A 19,934-nucleotide genomic window follows, 5' to 3' on the forward strand; every position below is an offset into this window, starting at 1 on the left:
ATCAGTAAAGCGTGCGCGAGAGGTCTCGCGCGGTTTCCGCCAGGTCGTCGGCCTTAAGGCTTTCCGACACCAGCGCATAGGCGACGTCGCCGATCTGCCAGTAGGCGGCACGGGCATTGTCGGCGTGGAAGAGCAGGACGTGCTGCACGGCAAACGAGCCGGGGCGCACCGCAAAAAGCGACAGGCGTTCATCCTTGCGCGGTTCGAGCACCAATTCGACGCTCGGGCCGTAGGCGGAGGGGAAGACCTGGGTGTCGACCACTGTCCAGCCCTTCGGCAGGTTCGGCAGCACAATGGCCGTCGCCGAGCGGATTTCGGCCGGATCGAAGATCTCGGTTTCCGGTTGGGAGGCCATTGTGTCGCGCAGCAGCGTGGTCTTGTGCGCCCTGACCGCCTCTTCGACAAAGGCCGGCGGCGGTGTTGAGGCAATGACCTGCGTTGCGCCGAATGGCCCAAGCGTCGCATGCGCGGTCCAGCCGGCGGCGACAAAGAGCGCAATGGTGGCGGCACGGCGGAAGACGGAGAAAATGCGGCGGCGCGACAGTGCGCGTTCGAGCAGGCGCGCGGCTTCGCGTGTTGCCTGCCGGGTCACCGTGCGGTGCTCGGCGAGCGCAAGGCGCAGTTCGTCACGCACACGAAGATCCTTCATGATCTGGGCGGCGACCTCCGGCCGTTCAGACAGATAGGCTTCCACCTCGATACGCCGGCCAACGGCGAGCTGGTCGTCGACATAGGCGTTGAGATCGGATTCGAGGATGGGATCATTGCTGGTCATCGCCAGTGCCTCCGACGATTCTGAGATGCGTGACCGGCGCCGCAGCGCCGTTCTGTTCAAAGGCGCGCAGCCGCTGGCGGGCGCGAGCGACGCGCGACATCAGCGTGCCGACCGGGATGCCGAGCGTGTCGGCCGCTTCCTGGTAGGAAAGCTCCTCGATGGCGACGAGGTGCAGGGCTTCGCGCTGCTCCTCCGGCAGGGAGAAGAAGGCGTTGCGCAACTGCGTGAGGCGAACCGAATGGTCCTGGTTTGCCGGCACGGAGGTTTCCGCCACCTCGGCTGCGGCGTCATGGCGGCGCTTTTGCGAGTGCCGCTGGCGCAGCCGGTCGATATGCGCGTTGTGCAGGATCGACATCAGCCAGTTGCGCACATTCGCGCCGGTGCGGAAGGTCGACTGGCGCTCATAGGCCTTCACCAGCGCGTCATGCACCAGGTCTTCCGCATCGTCCGGATTGCGGACGAGCGAGAGCGCATAGCGCCGAAGCGCCGCAAGCTGTCCGATCACGTTGAAGCCGGGTGTCTTTCCGTTCATGTCCCAATATACGAGCGCCGGGTGGTGCCCATTCCATCACCGTTGAAAAAAATTCAGAGCCAATGCAGGACGAGCGCTGCAAGCACGATGTAGCGGCCGAATTTGGCGATGGAGACGACGAGCAGGAAACGCGGGAACGGTTCGCGCATGATACCGGCGGCCACCGTCAGCGGATCGCCGATGAACGGCAACCAGCTCAGAAGCAGGCTCCACCAGCCATACCGGCGATACCAGTGTCCTGCACGGTCGAGGTTTTTCGCGCTGACGGGGAACCAGCGCGCGTCGCGGAAGCGCTCCACACTGCGGCCGAGCAGCCAGTTGACGACGGAGCCGAGCACATTGCCGATGCCGGCGACGAGAACCAGGATCGTCGGTGAATGCTGGCCGGCGGCCAGCAAGCCGGCGAGCACGGCCTCGGACTGGGCGGGCAGGATGGTTGCGGCGACGAACGCGGCGAGGAAGAGACTGCCATAGGCTGCGAAAGCGCTCATGGCCTATACCGACCGGCGCATCTTCATCCGTGCACATGGCGGAGGTGCCAGGGCGTGGATTGCCCTGCCGAAGATGATGGTCGTGGGATCCAACATGCCGTTCTCCGTTCCAGGCGCCGAATAGCCGTCTCGCGGCTCCTGCGTAACGGTTCCAGGCTGCCGGGAAAAGACCGGATCGCCATTTCCAGCCTGCGGGCTGGGCGAACGGCCTGCTCGGCTATGGATCTCGAAGATCGGCGGCGGCCCGCAGGTACGGGCCGCGCGCGCGATCAGCGCCGCGGAGGAGGACGGCGGCTTGGCTTCGGCCGGCGGACCGGCCGATCTCGTCGCTCAGCAGAGTGCCGAACGGTTCATCAGCGTGATGTCGCTGGATGTCAGCATCATGCGCGATGGTTCGTCGATCTGGTCCAGCACCGCCCTCAGTGCTTTGTCCAGGCAGAATTCCACGACTTCGGCATCAAGCGACTTGGCGGATTCCAGTGCAAAGGCGACGAGCCGCGCCAGCGCCAGCAATTCCGTACCGCGGTCTTCCATATCAATAGTGTCGATGTTCATGTTCAATGCCCCCGGAGCAACGCTCACTCTGTACCCCTGCAGCGAGTATAGGCGTGACTCTTGGGTTCTGCGCGTGACTCAAGCGTGACACACGCGGAATGGGAAATTGCACGTTCTATTGCGTTTGTGGTTGATCGGCGACGGACCGCCAAAGCGTCGTTGCCCTGAACGACCAGTTTCCGCGTTTTGCAGGGGTTTGAGGGCAGAAATCCACCAGGGCGCGGACAAGGGCGAGCGCGTCTTCGCGCTTCTGGTTCACGGTCGCTGCATGGAGAAGTTGCAGGATGCGATCGCGGTCTTCCGTCTTTCCGGCGGCCTTGATGATCGCAGGCCAGGTCCGGTCCTTGTAAAACAGCGCTGCGGCAATATCGCGAAACATTAATATCGCAGACTTATCAAGCCCCTCCACCCGGTCCAGCGTGGCATCGACATTGACCAGCGGAAGGGAAAGTGCCGGATAGCCGAGTTCGGCGGGGCCGTGCAGAAGAGCGACGTCCGCATCATCGACCCGACGGCCGGTGGCATAATCCTGATAGATGCGCCCGACACCGACCATGCCGAATGCATCGCATTCGGCGGCGCGCAAGGCGCCCATACTGGCCGCGCCGAAAACTGCCACGCCCTGATCGAGCGCATGGAGGATTTCCTTGTGCCAGACGGGCGCCACATGCTCGAAATTGCCGTCGACGATGCCGATCGCCGTTGCGCCGTCCCGCACCGCGGCGAGCACGTCGCCATGCGCGGCGGGTGGGCGGACATGGATCGCATCGCCGCAGAATGCGGCCGCATCGGGAAGGCTGGGGCCGACGAAGAGAACGTTCATGAGGTGCCGAACAGCATGTGGGACAGGGCGCGCGACCCGAGGGCATGGCGCCGCGCTCCTTCCGGGTTTTCGAGAGCGGGTGCGATCACCTTGACCACCGAAACCGGAAGGGTGGCGTCGCTGAGGGGGACGGCGACGACCTGCGCTATCCCGGCCGCTGCGAGTTGTTCCAGGCAATAGGCAAGGAGGGTGGCGGCGTCGCCCTGCGGCGCGGTGTAGGTTTTTGCCGGACCGGGGCGTGATTCGAAGAGGGCAAGTGTTTCCGGCGCCAGGGTGCGGGTGAAGGTTTCCGCAAAAAGATCGTCCCGCGCACCGCTGATATAGGTCAGGCGTGACTGGGCGACTTCGGTCAGCGCCCGGATCATGGCCCGCGCGGCGACCGGATGCGTGCCGTAGCCGATGGTCGCGTCGTGGAAGAGCGGTTGTTTCTTTGCCAACAGGCCGGTATCGCCCAGCACGGCGGCAAAGGTCGGGATGGCAATGTCGCTGGTAATATCGAAAAGGCGCAGCTCCAGCCCGGCCTGCTGGATGCGGGCCGCCAGGGCATCGACGACGGGGTCGCCGAAGCTTGCCGGGTCGATGGCGGTGGCGAGCCGTTTTGCGCGGGGCGACAGGCGCCAGAGGCGGTCGGCATCGCGCTCGATGCGTTCGAGCAGACCGTGCAGGATGGCTTCGGTCTCGCTGTTGCCGGAGGCGAGGCCGTCAGAGGATTGCCAGAAGCGTGGTTTGGTGTCGGTCCTGTCGAGGCACACGGCCGCGCGCGGCACCCAGACGCGTTCGCCTGTACGGATATCATGACCGACAAGCCAGTCGAGGGTTTCGTCTTCCGTCAGGAATGGTTGTTTGGCGGCGATGAAGATATCGAGCGGCAGGCAGGTCTCGCCAGTGCACGCGAAATCGCGCCGCGCCGCGCGCCGCGTCGCAACGAGCGGCTCGCCGGCAATGGCCCGCTCCAGCGCTTCCATGGCGGCGGAAACCTTGGCGTCTATGTCGGTGATGCCCTTGCCCTGGTTGATGACGATCGAACGGGCATTCGGGCTGACGGCGTTCCAGACCGGAATGCCGATCCGGTCGAGGCCGGTCAGGCGGGAGAGGCGTGTGACGCCGAACCGAGGCAACAGCGCCTCGATCCGGCTCCAGGTCTGCTCGGGACTGCAGATGCGGTCCGAGTAGGTCGTCACAGAGCGATCCTTTGGACGCTCACTTGTCCATATATCCGCCGTCCGTGTCCATGTAGCCGCCATCGGCGTCCATGTATCCACCGGATGCGGCGTCCAGCGACGTGGCAAGCGCTGCCAGGTTGACACCCTTGATGACTGTCGCGCCAGCCTTGCGCAGGTCGTCTGCATCTTTCAACGCGCCTGTCGTGGGCGTTGGCAGTGTTGCGACGGTGCCGGCGTCGAGATCGACCACCCAAAGCCCGTTTTCTCCCTGCAAACCCAGCACAACGATTCTTGCCATGTCACGATTCCCTTGTTGGAGTGTGGTTGTTAAAATCCGGCCTTTTTCAGCCCCTCGTAGTAGTGCTGGCGCTGCCATTCTTCCTTGAAGGGGACAATCGCCATCCAGCTTTCGAGATCGAAGGTGGGATGGACATCGTAGGTGCGGCGGATGAACTGCCGTGCCTTTTTCGTATCGCCCAGCATGCCGCAGCTCGCGGCCGCAAGCCGATCGGCCGGCACGCGGTCTTTCATGCGCGCAATATAGTCGAGCGCCTGCTCGTAGAGGCCGATCGAGTAGCTGGCGCCGGCGGCGATCCAGAAATAATCGTCCGGCGGCAGCGGATTGAGATCGATCGCCCGTTGGATCTTCGTGAGGCCGAGGTCCGGCCGCGAGCCCTGGACCAGCGTGTCGGCATAGCTTGCGACAACGTTGGCATGGTTCGGGCTCAGCACCTCCGCGCGTTCCATATGCTCCGCGCTTTCATCGAACTGGCGCGCATAGAGTTTTGCGACCCCGAGTTCGCGGTAGCCGGAGGGAAGACGATCGTCGGTGCGAACGGTCTCCTCGGCGTGGCGCTCCGCCTTTTTCAGGAGTTCTTCGTCGCCGCGTGCCGTCACCAGCCATTCGAGAAAATAGCTGCGTGACAGCCCGCTCATGGCCGGCGCGAAATCGCCTCTCGACTGCAGGGACTCGCGAAAGCTCTTGCGGGCACGGCGAATGTCGCGCAGGTCGAGCAGCTTGAGCTGCCCCTGTCCGACAAGGAAGCTGCGATAGGCGCCGGCGTCGAACTCATAGTCGTTTCGCACGAGTTCGTTGCGCTCGATTTCGGTGGCGAGCGCCCCGGCGATCTGATGGGCAATCATCTGGCGAGACCGGGCCAGGCCCTCCGCCGAAAGGGGAAAACGTTCGGCCCAGATCACCTCGTCGCTGCCGAAGAAGATCAACTGGGCAAAGAGCGTATGGCGATCGCCCTCGTCACGCAGCCTCGTTTCGAGGATGTAGCTGATCTTGTGGCGCTCGTAGGTGGTCGCCCGGTCGGCCTGCAGCGAAATCTGCGCGGCGGTATGCGGCGCGATGATCGAAATGGAGCGCAGCGCGCAGAGACCGATCGTCACGTCCTCGATCAGCGCTTCGGAAAAGCGCGCGGCGGTTCGGGCGGCGAGCGTCGTCACCGGCGGCAGCAACACGACACGCGGCGGATTTTGCCGCGGCAGCGAGATGTCGATTTCCTCCGGCGTCAGGATCCGGGCGGGCTGCTGCAAGGTCATCAGGCTGGTGGAAGCGGCCGGGCGGCCGGTCAGCGCGGCACGGACATCCTCGTCGTCCGGGTTGCTCTCGAGCAGGCGAAGGGCGGCGGCTGAGCGCGCCTGACGCGATGCGCCCTCGGACGCGTTGCGGTCGAGCAGGGCGGTGCGCAGCAGGGCGGCGTGTGCCGCCCTTTGCAGGGCAATCCAGTTAGCAAGCGCCCGGTTGCCCGCCTTGACGTATTTCAGGAAGTCTTCGGTCAGAAGATCCGCAAGAATGTTAAGGCTGGCGCCGTCGCGGACCTGCTCGATATCGCTGGTGATCGGCTCCGGTCCGAGTGCGATCGTCGTGTCAGTGAATATGAGGTAGGTCCGGTCGAGGTCCCGCTGGCGCTTTTGTGCACGGGAAACGGTTTGCCGCAGATTGGCGAAGGCCGCCGAGCTGTTGGCATCGTCCCAGAAGAGGCTTGCAGCGTCCGACCGCGGCATTTCGTTTATGCCGCGTGTCTGGAGATAGCAGAGGATCAGAAGCGCCTTTTCGGGAAAGACGATCTCGTTACCGCCCTCGTCGAGCAGGCGCAGATGGCCAAGCGTCTGCAGCCGTGCTGGCATTTGGGATCAGACCCGCAGTTCCGGTGCGTTGTCTGCGCGCTCGCCTGCCTGTTCGGCACTTGCCTTGGAAAGGGCCGTCGCAAGCGCGATGATCGACTTGCGCACGCCCGAATCTCCGATCTTCAGGAAGGCGCGGTTGAGATCGAGACCCTCCTTCGAGGAAACGAAGGTGGAAACGTCGCCGGTCTCATGCGCCACGCCTGCCGTCGGGATGGCGTTTTCGTCATCCTGGAAGAAGAAGCTCGGTGGCACGCGGAAAACATCCGAGATTGCCTGGAGACGGCTGGCGCTGATGCGGTTGGTGCCCTTCTCGTACTTCTGTACCTGCTGGAAGGTCACGCCCAGCCGGTCGGCAAGCGCCTCCTGACTCATGCCGACCATCAGCCTGCGCAGGCGCACGCGGGATCCGACGAAGATGTCGATGGGATTCGGCGTTTTCTTGATCATGAGATTTTCTCCCCTATAGGACATGCCGGGGCATGGCGAACTATGGATATCTCTTCACTCTGCTTGAATCGGCCGTGCGATGCAACTGCCGCGACTAGGAATTTACTGCCTCACGTAACGGAAGTGCCGCATTTAAATGTCGTAGCTGTGCGGTGCGCTGAGCGAGGCGATGAATTTTTTCGTGCGCTCCCGTTCGGGTGTCGAGAAGAGCGCCCGCGGCGGCCCCTGCTCGACGATCACGCCGCCATCCAGGAAGACGACGGTATCGGCAACACGGGAGGCGAGACGCAGGTCGTGTGTCGCCATGACCATGGTCGTGCCCTCGCGGGCAAGCCTGCTCAGCACCTCGACGACCTCTTCGGCAAGCTCGGGATCGAGTGCGGAGGTCGGCTCGTCGCAGAGCAGAACGCGCGGCGAGGGGGCGAGCGCGCGGGCGATTGCGACGCGCTGCTGCTGGCCGCCGGACAGCGTTGCCGGCCAGGCATCGGCCTTGTGCGCCATGCCGACCTTTTCGAGCAGTTCGAGCGCACGGGCGCGCGCCTTGTCGGCCGGCCACTTCAGCACGGTCACAAGGCCTTCCATCACATTTGCGATGGCCGTCTGGTGCGGGAAAAGCTGGAAATTCTGGAAGACCATGCCGGTCTGGCGGCGCAGCTTCTGGATTGCCGGCCAGCCGACCTTGCGGCCGGGCGCGAAGTCGATCTTCTCCTCGCCAAGCTTGATGGACCCCGACGTGGGCGTCTCGAGCAGGTTGATGCAGCGCAGGAGCGTGCTCTTGCCGCCGCCGGACGGGCCGACCAATGCCGTGACGGTGCCTTCGGCCAAGGTCAGGCTGATATCGCGCAGCACGTGGTTGTCGCCGAAGCGTTTTTCGATATGGCTGAGCTCGATCATGTGCGGGCCTCCAGGAAACCGCCATAACGGGCAAAACGCTTTTCAAGCCGGACCTGCAGCGCGGACAGCACGGAACTCAATGCGAGATAGATCAGCGCCGCCTCGATATAGAGGATCAGCGGCTCGTAGGTGGTGGCGACGATGCGCTGTGCTGTCTGGAACAGTTCCGGCACGGTAACGGCGGCGGCGAGCGAGGTGTCCTTCACCAGCGAGATGAAGGTGTTGGAAAGCGGCGGCACGGCGACGCGGCTTGCCTGCGGCAGGATGGTGCGGCGCATCGCCTGCGACCAGCTCATGCCGATCGAATAGGCCGCCTCCCACTGGCCGCGCGGTACGGACGAGATGACGGCGCGGATGATTTCCGACGTATAGGCGCCGACATTGAGCGTGAAGCCGATGAGGGCGGCCGGGAAGGCATCGAGCAGGATGCCGAGGCTCGGCAGGCCGTAGAAGATGACGAAGAGCTGGACCAGCAGGGGCGTGCCGCGGATCACCCAGACATAGAAGCGCGCGATGGCCACGAGCGGCCACGGCCCGAACAACCGCACGACGGCGGTGACGAGGCCGAGCGTCAGGCCCAGCACGAAGGACAGCAGGGTCAGCGGAATGGTGAAGACGAGCGCTGCCCAGAGCAGGGGGACGAGCGAGTCCAGCATCAGTTGAAGCCACGGCGGCACGGGGAAAACCTCCGGAAATGCGGCTGGCCGGGGTGATCCCCGGCCAGGTCATGGTTCTATCTATAGGCGAGGAATTGGCCGCCGCGAAGCGGGGCCGCTCGAAGAATTACTTCGAGACGTCCTGTCCGAAATACTTGTCGGAGATCGCCTGGTAGGTGCCGTCGGCCTTGATATCGACGAGGGCCTTGTTGATGGCTTCCAGAAGCTCCGGCTCGCCCTTGCGGATGATCACGCCGGAATAGTCGGCATTGGCCTGCTCGGCGGCGATCTTCACGTTGGCGTCCGGCTTGTGCTTCTTGAAGTCGAGGAAGGACAGGCTGTCATTGATCGTGGCGTCGGCGCGGCCGGTCAGCACGAGCTGGATCGACTGGTCGAAACCGTCAGTGCCGACGAGTTCGGCGCCGGCTTCCTGGGCCAGCTTGCCGAAGTTGCTGGTCAGCGACTGGGCGGATTTCTTGCCCTTGAGATCGGCGAAACCCTTGATGCTCTCGTCGTCGCCGCGAACGATCAGCACGGCCTTGGAGGCAATATAGGGTTCGGAGAAATCGTATTTCTGCTTGCGCGCCTCGGTGATGCCGACCTGGTTGATGACGGCGTCGTAGCGGTTGGCGTCGAGGCCGGCGATCAGGCCGTCCCACTTGCCTTCCAGGAACTCGGCCTTGACGCCAAGCTTCTTGGCGATCGCCTCGCCGATCTCGACGTCGAAGCCGACCAGCTTGCCGTCGGTGTCATGGAAGGTGAAGGGCGCATAGGTGCCTTCGGTGCCGATCTTCAGCGCGCCGGCCGACTGCACGGCGGCGAGGTTTTCACCAGCCAGGGCCGGAGCAAAAACGGCAGCTTGAAGGGCGGCTGCGACGGCGAGGGTTTTCAACACGTTCATCTTGGAACTCCGTTTCTGACGGTGAATTGATTGCGCGATTGATCGCAGAAATTCTTGCGAAACGATGGGCAGAAAACTGCGAATAATTTCGGCAAACGCAAATATTTTTCTCATTTCTTGCCGTCTACCGAGCCTTTGGGCCGTTTTTTCCCTGATTTTTCAATCTTTGCCGAAGCCCAGCGAACGCTGTGCATTTCCTGTTTTTAGGGTCTTGCCAAGTGCACAAACAGGGACAATTGATTGGGCACCCAAAAAAACAACGGGGAAGGAAGATAAAAAATGGCAAACAAACTGATTGGCTTTCGTGCAGCACTTCTGGCCGGTGCGATCCTCCTGGGCGCAAGCCCGGCGCTCGCGGAAGCGGTGCTTCATCGCGGCAATGCCGGCGAGCCGCAGACGCTCGACCAGGCCCACACGTCCATCAATATCGAAGCGTTCATCCTGAAGGACCTCTACGAGGGCCTGACGATCTATGACACGGCCGGCAAGATCATTCCGGGTGCCGCTGAAAGCTGGACGGTTTCCGATGACGGCACGGTCTATACGTTCAAGCTGCGCGAGAATGGCAAGTGGTCGGACGGTTCGCCGGTGACGGCAGAGGACTTCGTGTTCTCGCTCGCCCGCGTCGAGGATCCGAAGACGGCGGCAGGTTACGCCAACATCCTCTATCCGATCAAGAACGCGGAGAAGGTCAACAAGGGCGAACTCGGTGTCGACCAGCTCGGCCTCAAGGCCGTCGACGCCAAGACGCTGGAAATCACGCTGGAGCGCCCGACGCCGTTCTTCCTCGAGCTGCTCGCGCACCAGACCGCGCTGCCGGTCTCCAAGGCGAGCGTCGAAAAGAACGGTGCCGACTTCGTCAAGCCCGGCACGATGATCTCCAACGGCGCCTTCAAGCTGATCAGCCATGTGCCGAACGACAATCTCGTCGTGGAAAAGAACCCGGAATATTGGGATGCCGCTGCCGTCAAGCTGGACAAGGTGATCTTCTACCCGATCGACGACCAGGCCGCCTCTGTCCGTCGCTTCGAAGCAAAGGAAATGGATCTCGTCTACAACTTCTCGGCCGATCAGATCGACCGCCTGAAGAAGAGCTATGGTGAACAGGTCCGTGTCTCGCCGTCGCTGGCGACCTATTATTATGCTTTCGACACCCGCCAGGAGCCCTATAGCGATGTGCGCGTGCGCCAGGCGCTCTCCATGGCTGTCGACCGCGACTTCCTTGCCAAGGAAATCTACTCGGGCTCGCAGTTGCCGGCCTATTCGATGGTGCCCCCGGGCCTCCAGGGCTATGAGCCGGGCTTTGCCGATTTCGGCACACTCTCGCAGCTCGATCGCGAGGACAAGGCGCTCGAACTGATGAAGGAAGCCGGCTATGGCGAGGGCGGCAAGCCGCTGAAGATCGAGATCCGCTACAACACCAACCCGAACCACGAGCGCGTGGCGACGGCCATCGCCGACATGTGGAAGAACACGTTTGCCGCCGATGTCTCGCTGGTGAACCTCGATGTGTCCTCACACTATGCCTATCTGCAGGAAGGCGGCGCTTTCAACGTGGCACGCGCTGGCTGGCAGGCCGACTACGCGGATGCGGAGAACTTCCTGGCGCTCAGCCTCAGCGCCAACAAGACCTTCAACTACGGGCATTTCGAAAACGCCGACTTCGACGGGCTCATGAAGAAATCCTACGACGAGAAGGATCCGGCGGCCCGCGCCAAGCTAATGCATGATGCAGAAGTCATCCTGATGAAGGAGCAGCCGGTCGCGCCGCTTCTGACGCAGGCGGACCTCTGGCTTGTTTCCGACAAGGTCAAGGGCTGGGCGGACAACGTCAACAACGAACACCTGAGCCGTTTCCTCAGCGTTTCTGAATGATCCGCTGATGGTGCGTGGCCTTCCGGGCCGCGCACCATTGCTCAGGAGTCTTGGCCATGTTTTCTTTTGTTCTGCGGCGCCTCGCAAGCGCCGTGCCGACGCTATTCATCGTCGTCACAATCTCGTTCTTTCTCATGCGCTTTGCGCCCGGCGGACCGTTCAACCTCGAACGCCCCCTTCCGCCCGCCACGATGGAAAACCTGATGCGGGCCTACCAGCTCGATCAGCCGCTCTGGCGACAATATCTCACCTATATGGGCAATGCCGTCACCGGCGATTTCGGACCGAGCTACATCTACAAGGATAACAGCGTCGCCGAACTGATCGGCAAGGGGCTGCCCTATTCGGTCGAGCTCGGCTTCTATGCGCTGCTGCTGGCGCTTGTCGGCGGCGTCATCGTCGGCACGTTCGCGGCATTGCGCCAGAACAGCGCGCTCGACTTTGCGGTCATGTCGGTGGCGACCGTCGGTGTCACGGTGCCGAACTTCGTCGTCGGTCCCGTGCTGACGCTGATCTTCGCCATCGTGCTCGCCTGGCTGCCGGCCGGCGGCTGGGGGGACGGGTCGCTGCGTTTTCTCATCCTGCCGATGATCGCGCTTGCCCTGCCGCAGCTCGCCGTTTTCGCGCGGCTCACCCGCGGTTCGATGATCGAGGCGCTGCGCACCGACCATATCCGCACCGCGCGGGCCTATGGCCTGCCGGCAAAATCGGTGGTTGTCGTGCATGCCATGCGCGGCGCCATGCTGCCGGTCGTCTCCTACCTTGCACCCTGTGCCGCTGCCCTGCTCACCGGCTCGGCGGTGGTGGAGACGATCTTCACCATTCCCGGCGTCGGCCGCTACTTCGTGCTCGGCGCGATCAACCGCGACTATACGCTCGTCATGGGCACGGTCGTGCTGATCGCCATCTTCGTCATCGTGTTCAACCTGGCCGTCGACATTCTCTATGGCCTGCTCGATCCGAGGGTTCGCCATGACTGATGCCGTCGTATCCGTAACCCCCGCGAGCGATGTGAAGGGGCGCAGCCTTTTCCAGCTCGCCGTCATGCGCTTCCGCCGCAACCGCCCTGCCATGGCAGGCTCGGTGATGCTGTTGCTGATCGCCTGCTTCTCGTTCTTCGGGCCGTTTTTCATCAGCCACAGCTATGACCAGGTCTTCTCCTCCTATGTGACGATCCCGCCGAGCCTTGAGCCGCGGCCGGGTGAAGATACGCTGGAGGAGGCGATGAAGGGTGTCGCGACCCGCGCCCGCGTCGAGTTGCAATCCTTCACCGTCGAAGGGGAAACCTTCACCGCGACCATCACCGCGAAGGATCCGATCGACCCGCGCGCGACGCGTTATTTCGACCGGGCCAACGAGTTCGACAAGACAGAAGTGGTCACGACCGAGGACGAGGGCCGCAAGCTCACGCTCAGCGGCATCGTCGACCGGGAGTACTTCCTGTTCGGCACGGACACCAACGGCCGTGACCTCATGGCACGCGTCATGCTCGGCGGGCAGATCTCTATTGCCGTCGGCCTGCTCGCCAGCCTCGTCTCGCTCGGCATCGGCGTCACCTATGGCGCGATCTCCGGCTATATGGGCGGTCGGGTCGACAATGTGATGATGCGCTTTGTCGAAATCCTCTACTCGCTGCCCTTCGTCTTCCTCGTCGTGGTGCTCGTCGTCTTCTTCGGGCGCAGCTTCGTGCTGATCTTCCTCGTTATCGGCGCGGTGGAATGGCTCGACATGGCCCGCATCGTGCGTGGTCAGACGCTGTCGCTGAAACGGCGGGAGTTCATTGGCGCGGCGGAGGCTCTGGGTCTGACGGACTGGCAGATCATCCGCCGGCACGTCATCCCCAACACGATTGGCCCCGTCGTCATCTTCGTGACGGTCATCGTGCCGAAGGTGATCCTGCTGGAAAGCTTCCTGTCCTTCCTCGGCCTCGGCGTGCAGGCGCCCTTGACGAGCTGGGGCTCGCTGATTGCGGAAGGCGCCAACAACATCCAGTCGGCGCCGTGGTTGCTCATCTTCCCCGCCATCTTCTTCGTCGTCACGCTCTTCTCGCTGAACTTTGTCGGCGATGGCCTGCGTGATGCGTTCGACCCGAAGGATCGCTGACATGGCAGACACCAAAAACACCATGGAACCGATCCTTGCCGTGCGCGGCCTGAAGGTTTCCTTCACGACGCCGGATGGCGACGTCAACGCCGTGAAGGGCATCGACCTCGATGTCCGCCCCGGTGAGACGCTGGCGGTCGTCGGCGAATCCGGCTCCGGCAAGAGCCAGACCATGATGGGCATCATGGGCCTGCTTGCCAGCAATGGCAGGGTTTCAGGTTCGGCGAAATATCGTGGACAGGAGATGGTCGGCCTGCCGCCCAAGGCCTTGAACGATATCCGCGGCGCGAAGATCACCATGATCTTCCAGGAACCGATGACCTCGCTCGATCCGCTCTACCCGATCGGCAAGCAGATCGCCGAGGTGATCGTGCATCACCGTGGCGGCACGCGAAATCAGGCAAGGCCGCGTGTGCTGGAATTGCTGAAGCTTGTCGGCATTCCCGAGCCGGATCGCCGCATCGACAGCTATCCACACGAAATGTCCGGCGGCCAGCGGCAGCGCGTGATGATCGCCATGGCGCTTGCCAACGAGCCGGATATCCTGATCGCCGATGAGCCGACGACCGCGCTCGACGTGACGATCCAGGCGCAGATCCTGAAACTGTTGCGCGATCTGCAAAAACGCTTCGATATGGCGATCGTGCTCATCACGCACGATCTCGGCATCGTCCGGCATTTTGCCGAACGGGTCGCCGTCATGCGACGTGGTGAGATCGTCGAGCAAGGGGCGACGGCCGAGATCTTCGAGAACCCGAAGGCCGACTATACGCGCATGTTGATCGATGCCGAGCCGCACGGTCGCAAGGCGGCTCCGGCGGATAATGCGCCGATCATCCTCGAAGGTCGCAATGTCGTCGTGGACTACAGGATCGACGGCGGTCTGCTGAAGAAGCGCGCCTCCACCTTCCGCGCCGTCGACAATGTCAGCATCAGCCTGCACGAAGGCCAGACGATCGGTGTCGTGGGGGAATCCGGTTCCGGCAAATCGACGCTCGGCCGGGCGCTGCTGCGTCTCATCGCCAGCAAGGGCGCCTATCGTTTCGGCAGGACGGATATTTCCGATCTCGACCGCAACGGCATGCGGCCGCTCCGGCGCAGCATGCAGGTCGTCTTTCAGGATCCCTATGGGTCGCTCTCGCCGCGCCAGACGGTGGGCGAGATCATCACCGAAGGGCTCTATGTGCATGAGCCGCAGCTTTCGCGCGCCGAGCGCGACAAGCGGGCGATCGAGGCGCTGAAGGAGGTCGGGCTCGATCCGGCGGCGCGCAACCGCTATCCGCACGAATTCTCCGGCGGCCAGCGGCAGCGCATCGCCATTGCGCGGGCGATGATCCTGAAGCCGCAGGCGGTCATCCTCGACGAGCCGACCTCGGCGCTCGACCGCTCCGTGCAGGGTCAGGTGATCGAGCTTCTGCGCGATCTCCAGGCCAAACACGGCCTCTCCTACGTCTTCATCAGCCACGATCTTTCGGTGGTGCGGGCCATGTCCGACTATGTCGTGGTGATGAAGGACGGCAAGATCGTCGAGGAGGGGCCGACGGATGCCATTTTCAGCGCGCCGAAGGCGGACTATACCAAGACCCTGATCGGTGCGGCCTACAATATCGGGCCGTAGGCAAAAACATCAGGAGTAGGCATGGCCGAAGGCCGACGTCCGCATATCGTGCTCTTTTCGGGCGGCAGTGCCTGCCGCTCGATCAACCTTGCGCTCTGCTCCCTGCCGGTCCGCCTCACGCGCGTGGTACCGGCCTGGGACAGCGGCGGCAGTTCCAAGGTAATCCGCGAAAGCCTCGGCGTGCTCGCCGTCGGCGACATCCGTCAGGCGCTGATGACTATGGCGCATGGCGAAGGCCGGGCGGGTGACGTGGTGAAGGTCTGCAATGCCCGCATGACCAGCGGCGCCGAACAGGACGCCCGCACGGAGTTTGCGCTCTATGCCGAAGGCCGCCATCCGCTTCTGGAGCGCATGGAGCCCGGCCTGCGCGGCGCGATCCTCAATTACCTGCGGACGTTCCGGGCGGCCATCGGCCCGGATTTCGATTTCCGCAACGGCAGCATCGGCAACTTCATCCTTACCGGCGCGCACCTTGCCCATAACAGCGACATCAACACGGCGATTTTCGTCTTTCGCAAGCTGTGCGAGGTCGCCGGCCATGTCTGGCCCTCGACGGCGGTGAACGATGTGGCACTCTCGGCCGTGCTGAATGACGGCACGCGCATCGAAGGGCAGCACCGCCTGACGGCGCTCGGCGATGCCGACAGTGCGACGGGCGTGCGCGAAATCGCGCTTTCCGCCGGCGATGGGGCCGCCGTCCCGGCGAATGAAGCGGTGATCGAAAGTCTGGAAAGCGCTGATGCTATCGTTTTCGGGCCGGGCAGCTTCTTCACCAGCGTGCTGCCGCATTTCCTGGTCGACGGGATCGTGCCGGCGATCGTGCGCAATGTGCATGCCCGCCGCGTTTTCCTCGGCAATATCCTGCAATGCCGCGAAACGCGCGGGATGGATGTGGCGCGCATGGTGGAGGTTGCCGCCAGCGTCTGGCAGGCCCAGGGCGGGGCAGATGTGCGGCCCTTCACGCATGTTCTCGCGAACCGCCAGATCCTGCCCTTTGAAAAGACGGCGGGGTCGTTCGCCTATCTCGGTACCGAGGCTCTGGAGGCCACGGGCGCACGGCTGGGCGCCGAGGTGGTGATCGGCGAGTTCGAGGATCCATGGCAGCGCGGCCACCATGACGGGCGCGTGCTTGCGGACGCGCTCAGCGCGCTTTTGCCGTAAGGGGCATTCCCGCCGCCGGCATCCAGGCGCGCGCCTTGGCGAAGGCGAGGAAATCCTCCGCCGCCATCGGCCGGGCAAGGGCGTAGCCTTGCAGGACATGACAGCCAAGGCGGCGCAGCAAGTCGGCATGTGCCATCGTCTCGACACCCTCGGCGACCGTTTCGATGTTGCGGACCTTTCCGATGTCGATGATCGATTGCACCAGGCTTTGCTGTGCGGTCGACTGCGTCAACGGCTGCACCAGCCGCCGGTCGATCTTCAGCCGCTTGGGCGACAGTTCGAGCAGGCTGACGATGGAGGCATGGCCGCTGCCGAAGTCGTCGATCTCGATCTCGATGCCAAGGGCCTTGATGTCCTCGATCGCCTGTTTCAATCCGTCATCCGCGGTATCGAAGGAAATCGATTCCAGCAGTTCGAAGGTCAGCGCGCCGGGGCGGATGTTCATCGCCTTCAGCTTTTCGATGAGATTTTCATCGCGCAGGCGCTGGCAGGAGACATTGACCGAGACGCGGGCGATTCCCAGCCCCTGCGCCTCCCAGCGCATGGCCTGCAAAAGCGCCTGGTCGAGGATCGCCTCGTCAATCTGGGCGACGACGTTGAGGCTTTCGGCGACGGGCAGGAAGACATCGGGGGCAACAAAACCGCGGGACGGGTGGTCCCAGCGGGCGAGCGCCTCGACGCCGACGATCTCCAGCGTTTGCGCGTCGAACTGCGGTTGGAAGAACGGGCGGAACTCTCCGCGCTCAAGGCCGCGCAGAATGTCGTCGCTGAGCCGCTTCACCTCGACGGTACGCAGGCGCAGGTCGTCGTTGAACGCCTCGACGCGATTGCGGCCGCGGCGCTTGGCCTCGTAAAGCGCGATATCGGCATTGACGAGCAGTTGCTCGGTGGATTCCTCCGCGTCATTGCGAGTGGCAATGCCGATGCTTGCGCCGATGCGGCAATCATGGCCCTCGATTGCCATGGGCTCGCTGATCGCCGCGATCAGGCGGGCCGAAAGGGCGGCGAAGTCGGCGATGATCGGGTCGCGGCGCGACAGCAGCACGAACTCGTCACCGCCGATGCGCGCGATGAAGTCTTCCGCCGGCACATGGGCGCGCAAGACGCCGGCCGCCTGTTTCAGTACTTCGTCGCCAGCGGCATGGCCGAGCGTATCGTTGATATCCTTGAAGCGGTCGAGGTCGATATGCAGCAGTGTCAGCGGACGGCCGTCGCCGCTGCCGGCAAGCGCGATCTGCTGGTCGAGGAAACGGCGGTTCGGCAGGCGGGTCAGCGCGTCGTGCAGAGAATTGTGCTCCAGCACGAGGCGCGCATCCTCCAGCGCGCGGTTCTGGGCCTCCGCCATCAGCTTTGCCTGCAGCAGGTCCGCCTGTAGCTGGTTGTCTGCCGTCACGTCCCAGTTGGCGCCGACGATGCGTTTTACGCCCGAGACCGCGCGATAGGTCATGCCGTGCGCGCGGATGTGGCGGATGCTGCCGTCTCTGGCCAAAACGCGGAATTCGGTAATGTAGGGTTTGTCCGCCGCGATGGCGTCGGCGAAAACGCGTTCGGCCTCCTCGATGTCGTCGGGATGCAGCGCCGCGCGCCAGTCCTTGTAGCTGCAAACCGGCTGTGTCCGCGGCACGCCGTAGAGTTCGCGCATGCGCGCATCCCAGGCGAGTGCCTTGGTCTCGGTGTCGTATTCCCACACGCCGACCTTGGATGCATCGAGCGCGAGTTGCAGGCGTTGCGAGACGGTTTCGAGTCGGTCTTCCCGGTCCTGCAGCGCCAGGATATGGCGGTGACGGTCCTTCATCAGGTAACCGACCCAGAACATCGGCGCGACGATGACGATGGCGAGCAGCGCAAGTCCGCCGCGAAACAGCCCGAGGTCGGCTGACGGCTGGTGCCAGCCCTTCAGCGGTGCGGCCGACATGGTCCAGGTCTCGTGGCCTATATCGATGGTCATCACCACCGGATCGACATCGACGGCCGCTTTCGTGTTGAAGAAGGTGCGTGCCTCGCCGCCGTCATGCGCCCGGCTGGAAATGGCCAGCGCAACCCGCATGTCGCTCTTGAAGCCGCTGGCGGAAAACAGCTTTTCAAGGTCGATCACCGCCGAGGCGATGCCGAAAAAGGCATTGTCCTTGCCGGCATGGATGGGATAGCGGGCAATCACCCCGCGACCACCCTGCACGAGATCGACAGGGCCGGTGACGATCATCCGGCCAAGTTCCTTTACCTGCATGGCAGCGGCGCGCTGCCGTTCGTTCTTGCGGTAGTCGAGGCCGAGGCTGCGCTCGTTGCCCTTCAGCGGATAGACCAGGGAAACGACGAAATCCGGCGCGATGGCGAGGCTGCGCAGTTGATTGTCCTCGTCGAAGATGCGGCCGGCGAGATCGGCAAAGCGGGCAGGGGGCATGGTCGGTTCGGTCGAGAGCGTGGCGACGAGGCCCTGCACCAGCTTGACGTTGCCGAGGATATTGCCCTGCAGGCGCGAGCGCAGCAGGCCGAGCTGTTCGGTGGTGAAGGAGCGCAGATACTCCTCCTCCAGCCGGCGCTTCTGCACATCCGCAAGGAAGACGGCGATGAGCACCGCAAACGCGACGACGATGGCGGGGACATAATATCCCAGCCCCCGGAAGGATGGTGGGGCATGCCGGTCGGTCATCGTGTTTCGTCGGTCTCCGCGCTCCAGCCCTCGGCGACGGTTTGCTCGAGGTTCGGCTATCGGCGGACGATGGCAGATGCGGCTTAAATATTTACTGACGAAACCAGCCCCTCTTCTGTGAGATTGTTGGTGCCGTGCCCGTGCGGGCTTTCCGTTCCGGCCAATTCTGGGGTAGGTCTCGGCACGACCGAAATTGCAAGTGAAGGCGGGCAGACGTGCCGGACGACAAGGACAGGCCAGCAAGCGCGTTCGGCGCGCTGATGAAGGCGATCATCGAGGAGAGCCCGCTGAAGGCGGCCGGCTTCATCGTCACCATCTATGGCGACGTGGTGGAGCCGCGCGGAGGCGTGGTCTGGACCGGCAATCTCATCGAGACCTGCGCCGATGTCGGTATCAGCGAAACATTGGTGCGCACCGCCGTCTCGCGTCTTGTCGCCGCCGGCCAGTTGTCGGGCGAGCGCGAGGGGCGCCGCAGCTTTTACCGTCTGGCCGCACCGGCCCGCACCGAGTTCGCTGCCGCCGCCCGCATGCTCTATGGCCCGCCCGAAGTGGCGGACTGGCACTTCGTGCAGTTGACGGGGTCAGCGCCTGACGAGGCGATGCAGGTTCTGGAGCGCGCCGGCCATGCGCGGCTGGGGCCAAGGCTTGCGGTGGGCGCGCGGTCGATGCCGTCCTTGACTCAGCCGGCCGTGTTCTTCCGGGCGGAGGTCGTGAGCGGTGACGCGGATCTCGGCGCCTTTGCCGCCGACCACTGGAACCTTGCGCAGCATGCCGATGCCTATCGCGGTTTCATCGGGCGGTTCGGGCGGCTTGCCGATCTCTTCGCCGGCGGCGCCCGGCTGGGGGCTGCCGAAAGCCTCGCCGCCCGGCTGGTGCTTGTCCATCAGTTCCGCCTCGTCGTGCTGCGTGATCCGCGCCTGCCGCAGGCGGCGCTGCCGGCAGACTGGCCGGGCGAGGAGGCGCGGCGGCTGTTCAGCACCCTCTATCTTCGCCTCTCGCCCGAGGCGGACCAGCATGTCGCACGCCATTTCGTGACGGCGGACGGTGCGCTTCCGGAAGCGAGCGAGGCGACGCTGCGCCGTCTTTCGCTGTTGCGCGACGCCATCTGAAGCTCTTTTCGTACGGAAAAATGCAGTTTGTGCTAGAATACCAGC

At 63.7% G+C, this 19,934-nt stretch carries 20 protein-coding genes; 7 read left to right on the forward strand and 13 right to left on the reverse strand.

What is annotated here, in order from left to right; translation table 11 throughout:
• Position 1 precedes the first annotated feature (1 nt).
• Genes GR138_RS18960 through GR138_RS18970 form a run of 3 tightly spaced genes read right to left on the reverse strand, consistent with a single transcriptional unit; the run spans position 2 to position 1,798 of the window.
• Positions 2–775, reverse strand: a complete 774-nt coding sequence (locus GR138_RS18960; RefSeq protein ID WP_160860830.1) for an anti-sigma factor family protein — start codon at positions 773–775, stop codon at positions 2–4.
• Positions 762–1,307 carry a sigma-70 family RNA polymerase sigma factor gene (locus tag GR138_RS18965; RefSeq protein WP_160860831.1) on the reverse strand — a complete coding sequence of 182 codons (546 nt, stop codon included), beginning with the start codon at positions 1,305–1,307 and terminating at the stop codon, positions 762–764. The genes GR138_RS18960 and GR138_RS18965 overlap by 14 nt, the downstream gene beginning before the upstream one ends.
• 53 nt (positions 1,308–1,360) lie before the next feature.
• A complete protein-coding gene (locus GR138_RS18970) occupies positions 1,361–1,798 on the reverse strand; it encodes a YqaA family protein (RefSeq protein WP_160860832.1) in 438 nt (145 codons plus the stop codon).
• Between GR138_RS18970 and GR138_RS30835 the strand changes: the two genes are divergently transcribed.
• The gene (locus tag GR138_RS30835; RefSeq protein ID WP_276508799.1) at positions 1,797–1,922 is read left to right on the forward strand and encodes a hypothetical protein; all 126 of its coding nucleotides are present in this window, start codon (positions 1,797–1,799) and stop codon (positions 1,920–1,922) included. The genes GR138_RS18970 and GR138_RS30835 overlap by 2 nt on opposite strands.
• 206 nt (positions 1,923–2,128) lie before the next feature.
• On the opposite strand, the gene GR138_RS18975 is transcribed toward GR138_RS30835, so the two are convergent.
• From GR138_RS18975 to GR138_RS19015, 9 genes are all read right to left on the reverse strand, one after another.
• Positions 2,129–2,353: a hypothetical protein gene (locus tag GR138_RS18975; RefSeq protein WP_160860833.1), complete on the reverse strand. Its 225-nt coding sequence runs from the start codon at positions 2,351–2,353 to the stop codon at positions 2,129–2,131.
• A gap of 115 nt (positions 2,354–2,468) precedes the next feature.
• Entirely contained in the window at positions 2,469–3,176 is a 708-nt protein-coding gene (locus tag GR138_RS18980) for a TfuA-like protein (RefSeq protein ID WP_160860834.1), read from the reverse strand.
• The gene (locus tag GR138_RS18985; RefSeq protein ID WP_338091118.1) at positions 3,173–4,357 is read right to left on the reverse strand and encodes a YcaO-like family protein; all 1,185 of its coding nucleotides are present in this window, start codon (positions 4,355–4,357) and stop codon (positions 3,173–3,175) included. Before GR138_RS18985 ends, GR138_RS18980 begins: the two co-directional genes overlap by 4 nt.
• 19 nt (positions 4,358–4,376) lie before the next feature.
• Positions 4,377–4,637, reverse strand: coding sequence for a hypothetical protein (locus GR138_RS18990; protein ID WP_160860836.1), 261 nt, complete (start codon positions 4,635–4,637; stop codon positions 4,377–4,379).
• A 29-nt stretch (positions 4,638–4,666) separates the two neighbouring features.
• On the reverse strand, positions 4,667–6,475 hold the full coding sequence (locus tag GR138_RS18995; RefSeq protein WP_160860837.1) for an AfsR/SARP family transcriptional regulator: 1,809 nt from the start codon (positions 6,473–6,475) through the stop codon (positions 4,667–4,669).
• A gap of 6 nt (positions 6,476–6,481) precedes the next feature.
• On the reverse strand, positions 6,482–6,922 hold the full coding sequence (locus GR138_RS19000) for a helix-turn-helix domain-containing protein (RefSeq protein ID WP_069061004.1): 441 nt from the start codon (positions 6,920–6,922) through the stop codon (positions 6,482–6,484).
• Between the two features lie 132 nt (positions 6,923–7,054).
• Entirely contained in the window at positions 7,055–7,816 is a 762-nt protein-coding gene (locus tag GR138_RS19005) for an amino acid ABC transporter ATP-binding protein (protein WP_160860838.1), read from the reverse strand.
• The gene (locus GR138_RS19010) at positions 7,813–8,493 is read right to left on the reverse strand and encodes an ABC transporter permease subunit (protein WP_160860839.1); all 681 of its coding nucleotides are present in this window, start codon (positions 8,491–8,493) and stop codon (positions 7,813–7,815) included. Before GR138_RS19010 ends, GR138_RS19005 begins: the two co-directional genes overlap by 4 nt.
• Positions 8,494–8,599: 106 nt before the next feature.
• A complete protein-coding gene (locus GR138_RS19015; RefSeq protein ID WP_160860840.1) occupies positions 8,600–9,373 on the reverse strand; it encodes an amino acid ABC transporter substrate-binding protein in 774 nt (257 codons plus the stop codon).
• Between the two features lie 279 nt (positions 9,374–9,652).
• On the opposite strand from GR138_RS19015, the gene GR138_RS19020 reads away from it, so the two are divergent.
• Genes GR138_RS19020 through GR138_RS19040 form a run of 5 tightly spaced genes read left to right on the forward strand, consistent with a single transcriptional unit; the run spans position 9,653 to position 16,130 of the window.
• Complete coding sequence (locus GR138_RS19020; protein WP_160860841.1) at positions 9,653–11,248, forward strand: peptide ABC transporter substrate-binding protein; 1,596 nt, start codon at positions 9,653–9,655, stop codon at positions 11,246–11,248.
• Between the two features lie 56 nt (positions 11,249–11,304).
• Entirely contained in the window at positions 11,305–12,228 is a 924-nt protein-coding gene (gene oppB, locus GR138_RS19025; RefSeq protein ID WP_160860842.1) for an oligopeptide ABC transporter permease OppB, read from the forward strand.
• Positions 12,221–13,351, forward strand: coding sequence for an ABC transporter permease (locus GR138_RS19030; protein WP_160860843.1), 1,131 nt, complete (start codon positions 12,221–12,223; stop codon positions 13,349–13,351). Before oppB ends, GR138_RS19030 begins: the two co-directional genes overlap by 8 nt.
• The gene (locus tag GR138_RS19035; RefSeq protein ID WP_160860844.1) at positions 13,326–14,969 is read left to right on the forward strand and encodes an ABC transporter ATP-binding protein; all 1,644 of its coding nucleotides are present in this window, start codon (positions 13,326–13,328) and stop codon (positions 14,967–14,969) included. The genes GR138_RS19030 and GR138_RS19035 overlap by 26 nt, the downstream gene beginning before the upstream one ends.
• Positions 14,970–14,990: 21 nt before the next feature.
• Positions 14,991–16,130, forward strand: coding sequence for a gluconeogenesis factor YvcK family protein (locus tag GR138_RS19040; RefSeq protein ID WP_160860845.1), 1,140 nt, complete (start codon positions 14,991–14,993; stop codon positions 16,128–16,130).
• Here GR138_RS19040 and GR138_RS19045 read toward each other — a convergent pair.
• Entirely contained in the window at positions 16,111–18,780 is a 2,670-nt protein-coding gene (locus GR138_RS19045) for a bifunctional diguanylate cyclase/phosphodiesterase (RefSeq protein WP_160860846.1), read from the reverse strand. The genes GR138_RS19040 and GR138_RS19045 overlap by 20 nt on opposite strands.
• A 215-nt stretch (positions 18,781–18,995) precedes the next feature.
• On the opposite strand from GR138_RS19045, the gene paaX reads away from it, so the two are divergent.
• Positions 18,996–19,889, forward strand: a complete 894-nt coding sequence (paaX, locus tag GR138_RS19050) for a phenylacetic acid degradation operon negative regulatory protein PaaX (protein ID WP_420853674.1) — start codon at positions 18,996–18,998, stop codon at positions 19,887–19,889.
• Positions 19,890–19,934 lie beyond the last annotated feature (45 nt).

The organism is Shinella kummerowiae (genome assembly GCF_009827055.1).
GTDB lineage: Bacteria > Pseudomonadota > Alphaproteobacteria > Rhizobiales > Rhizobiaceae > Shinella > Shinella kummerowiae.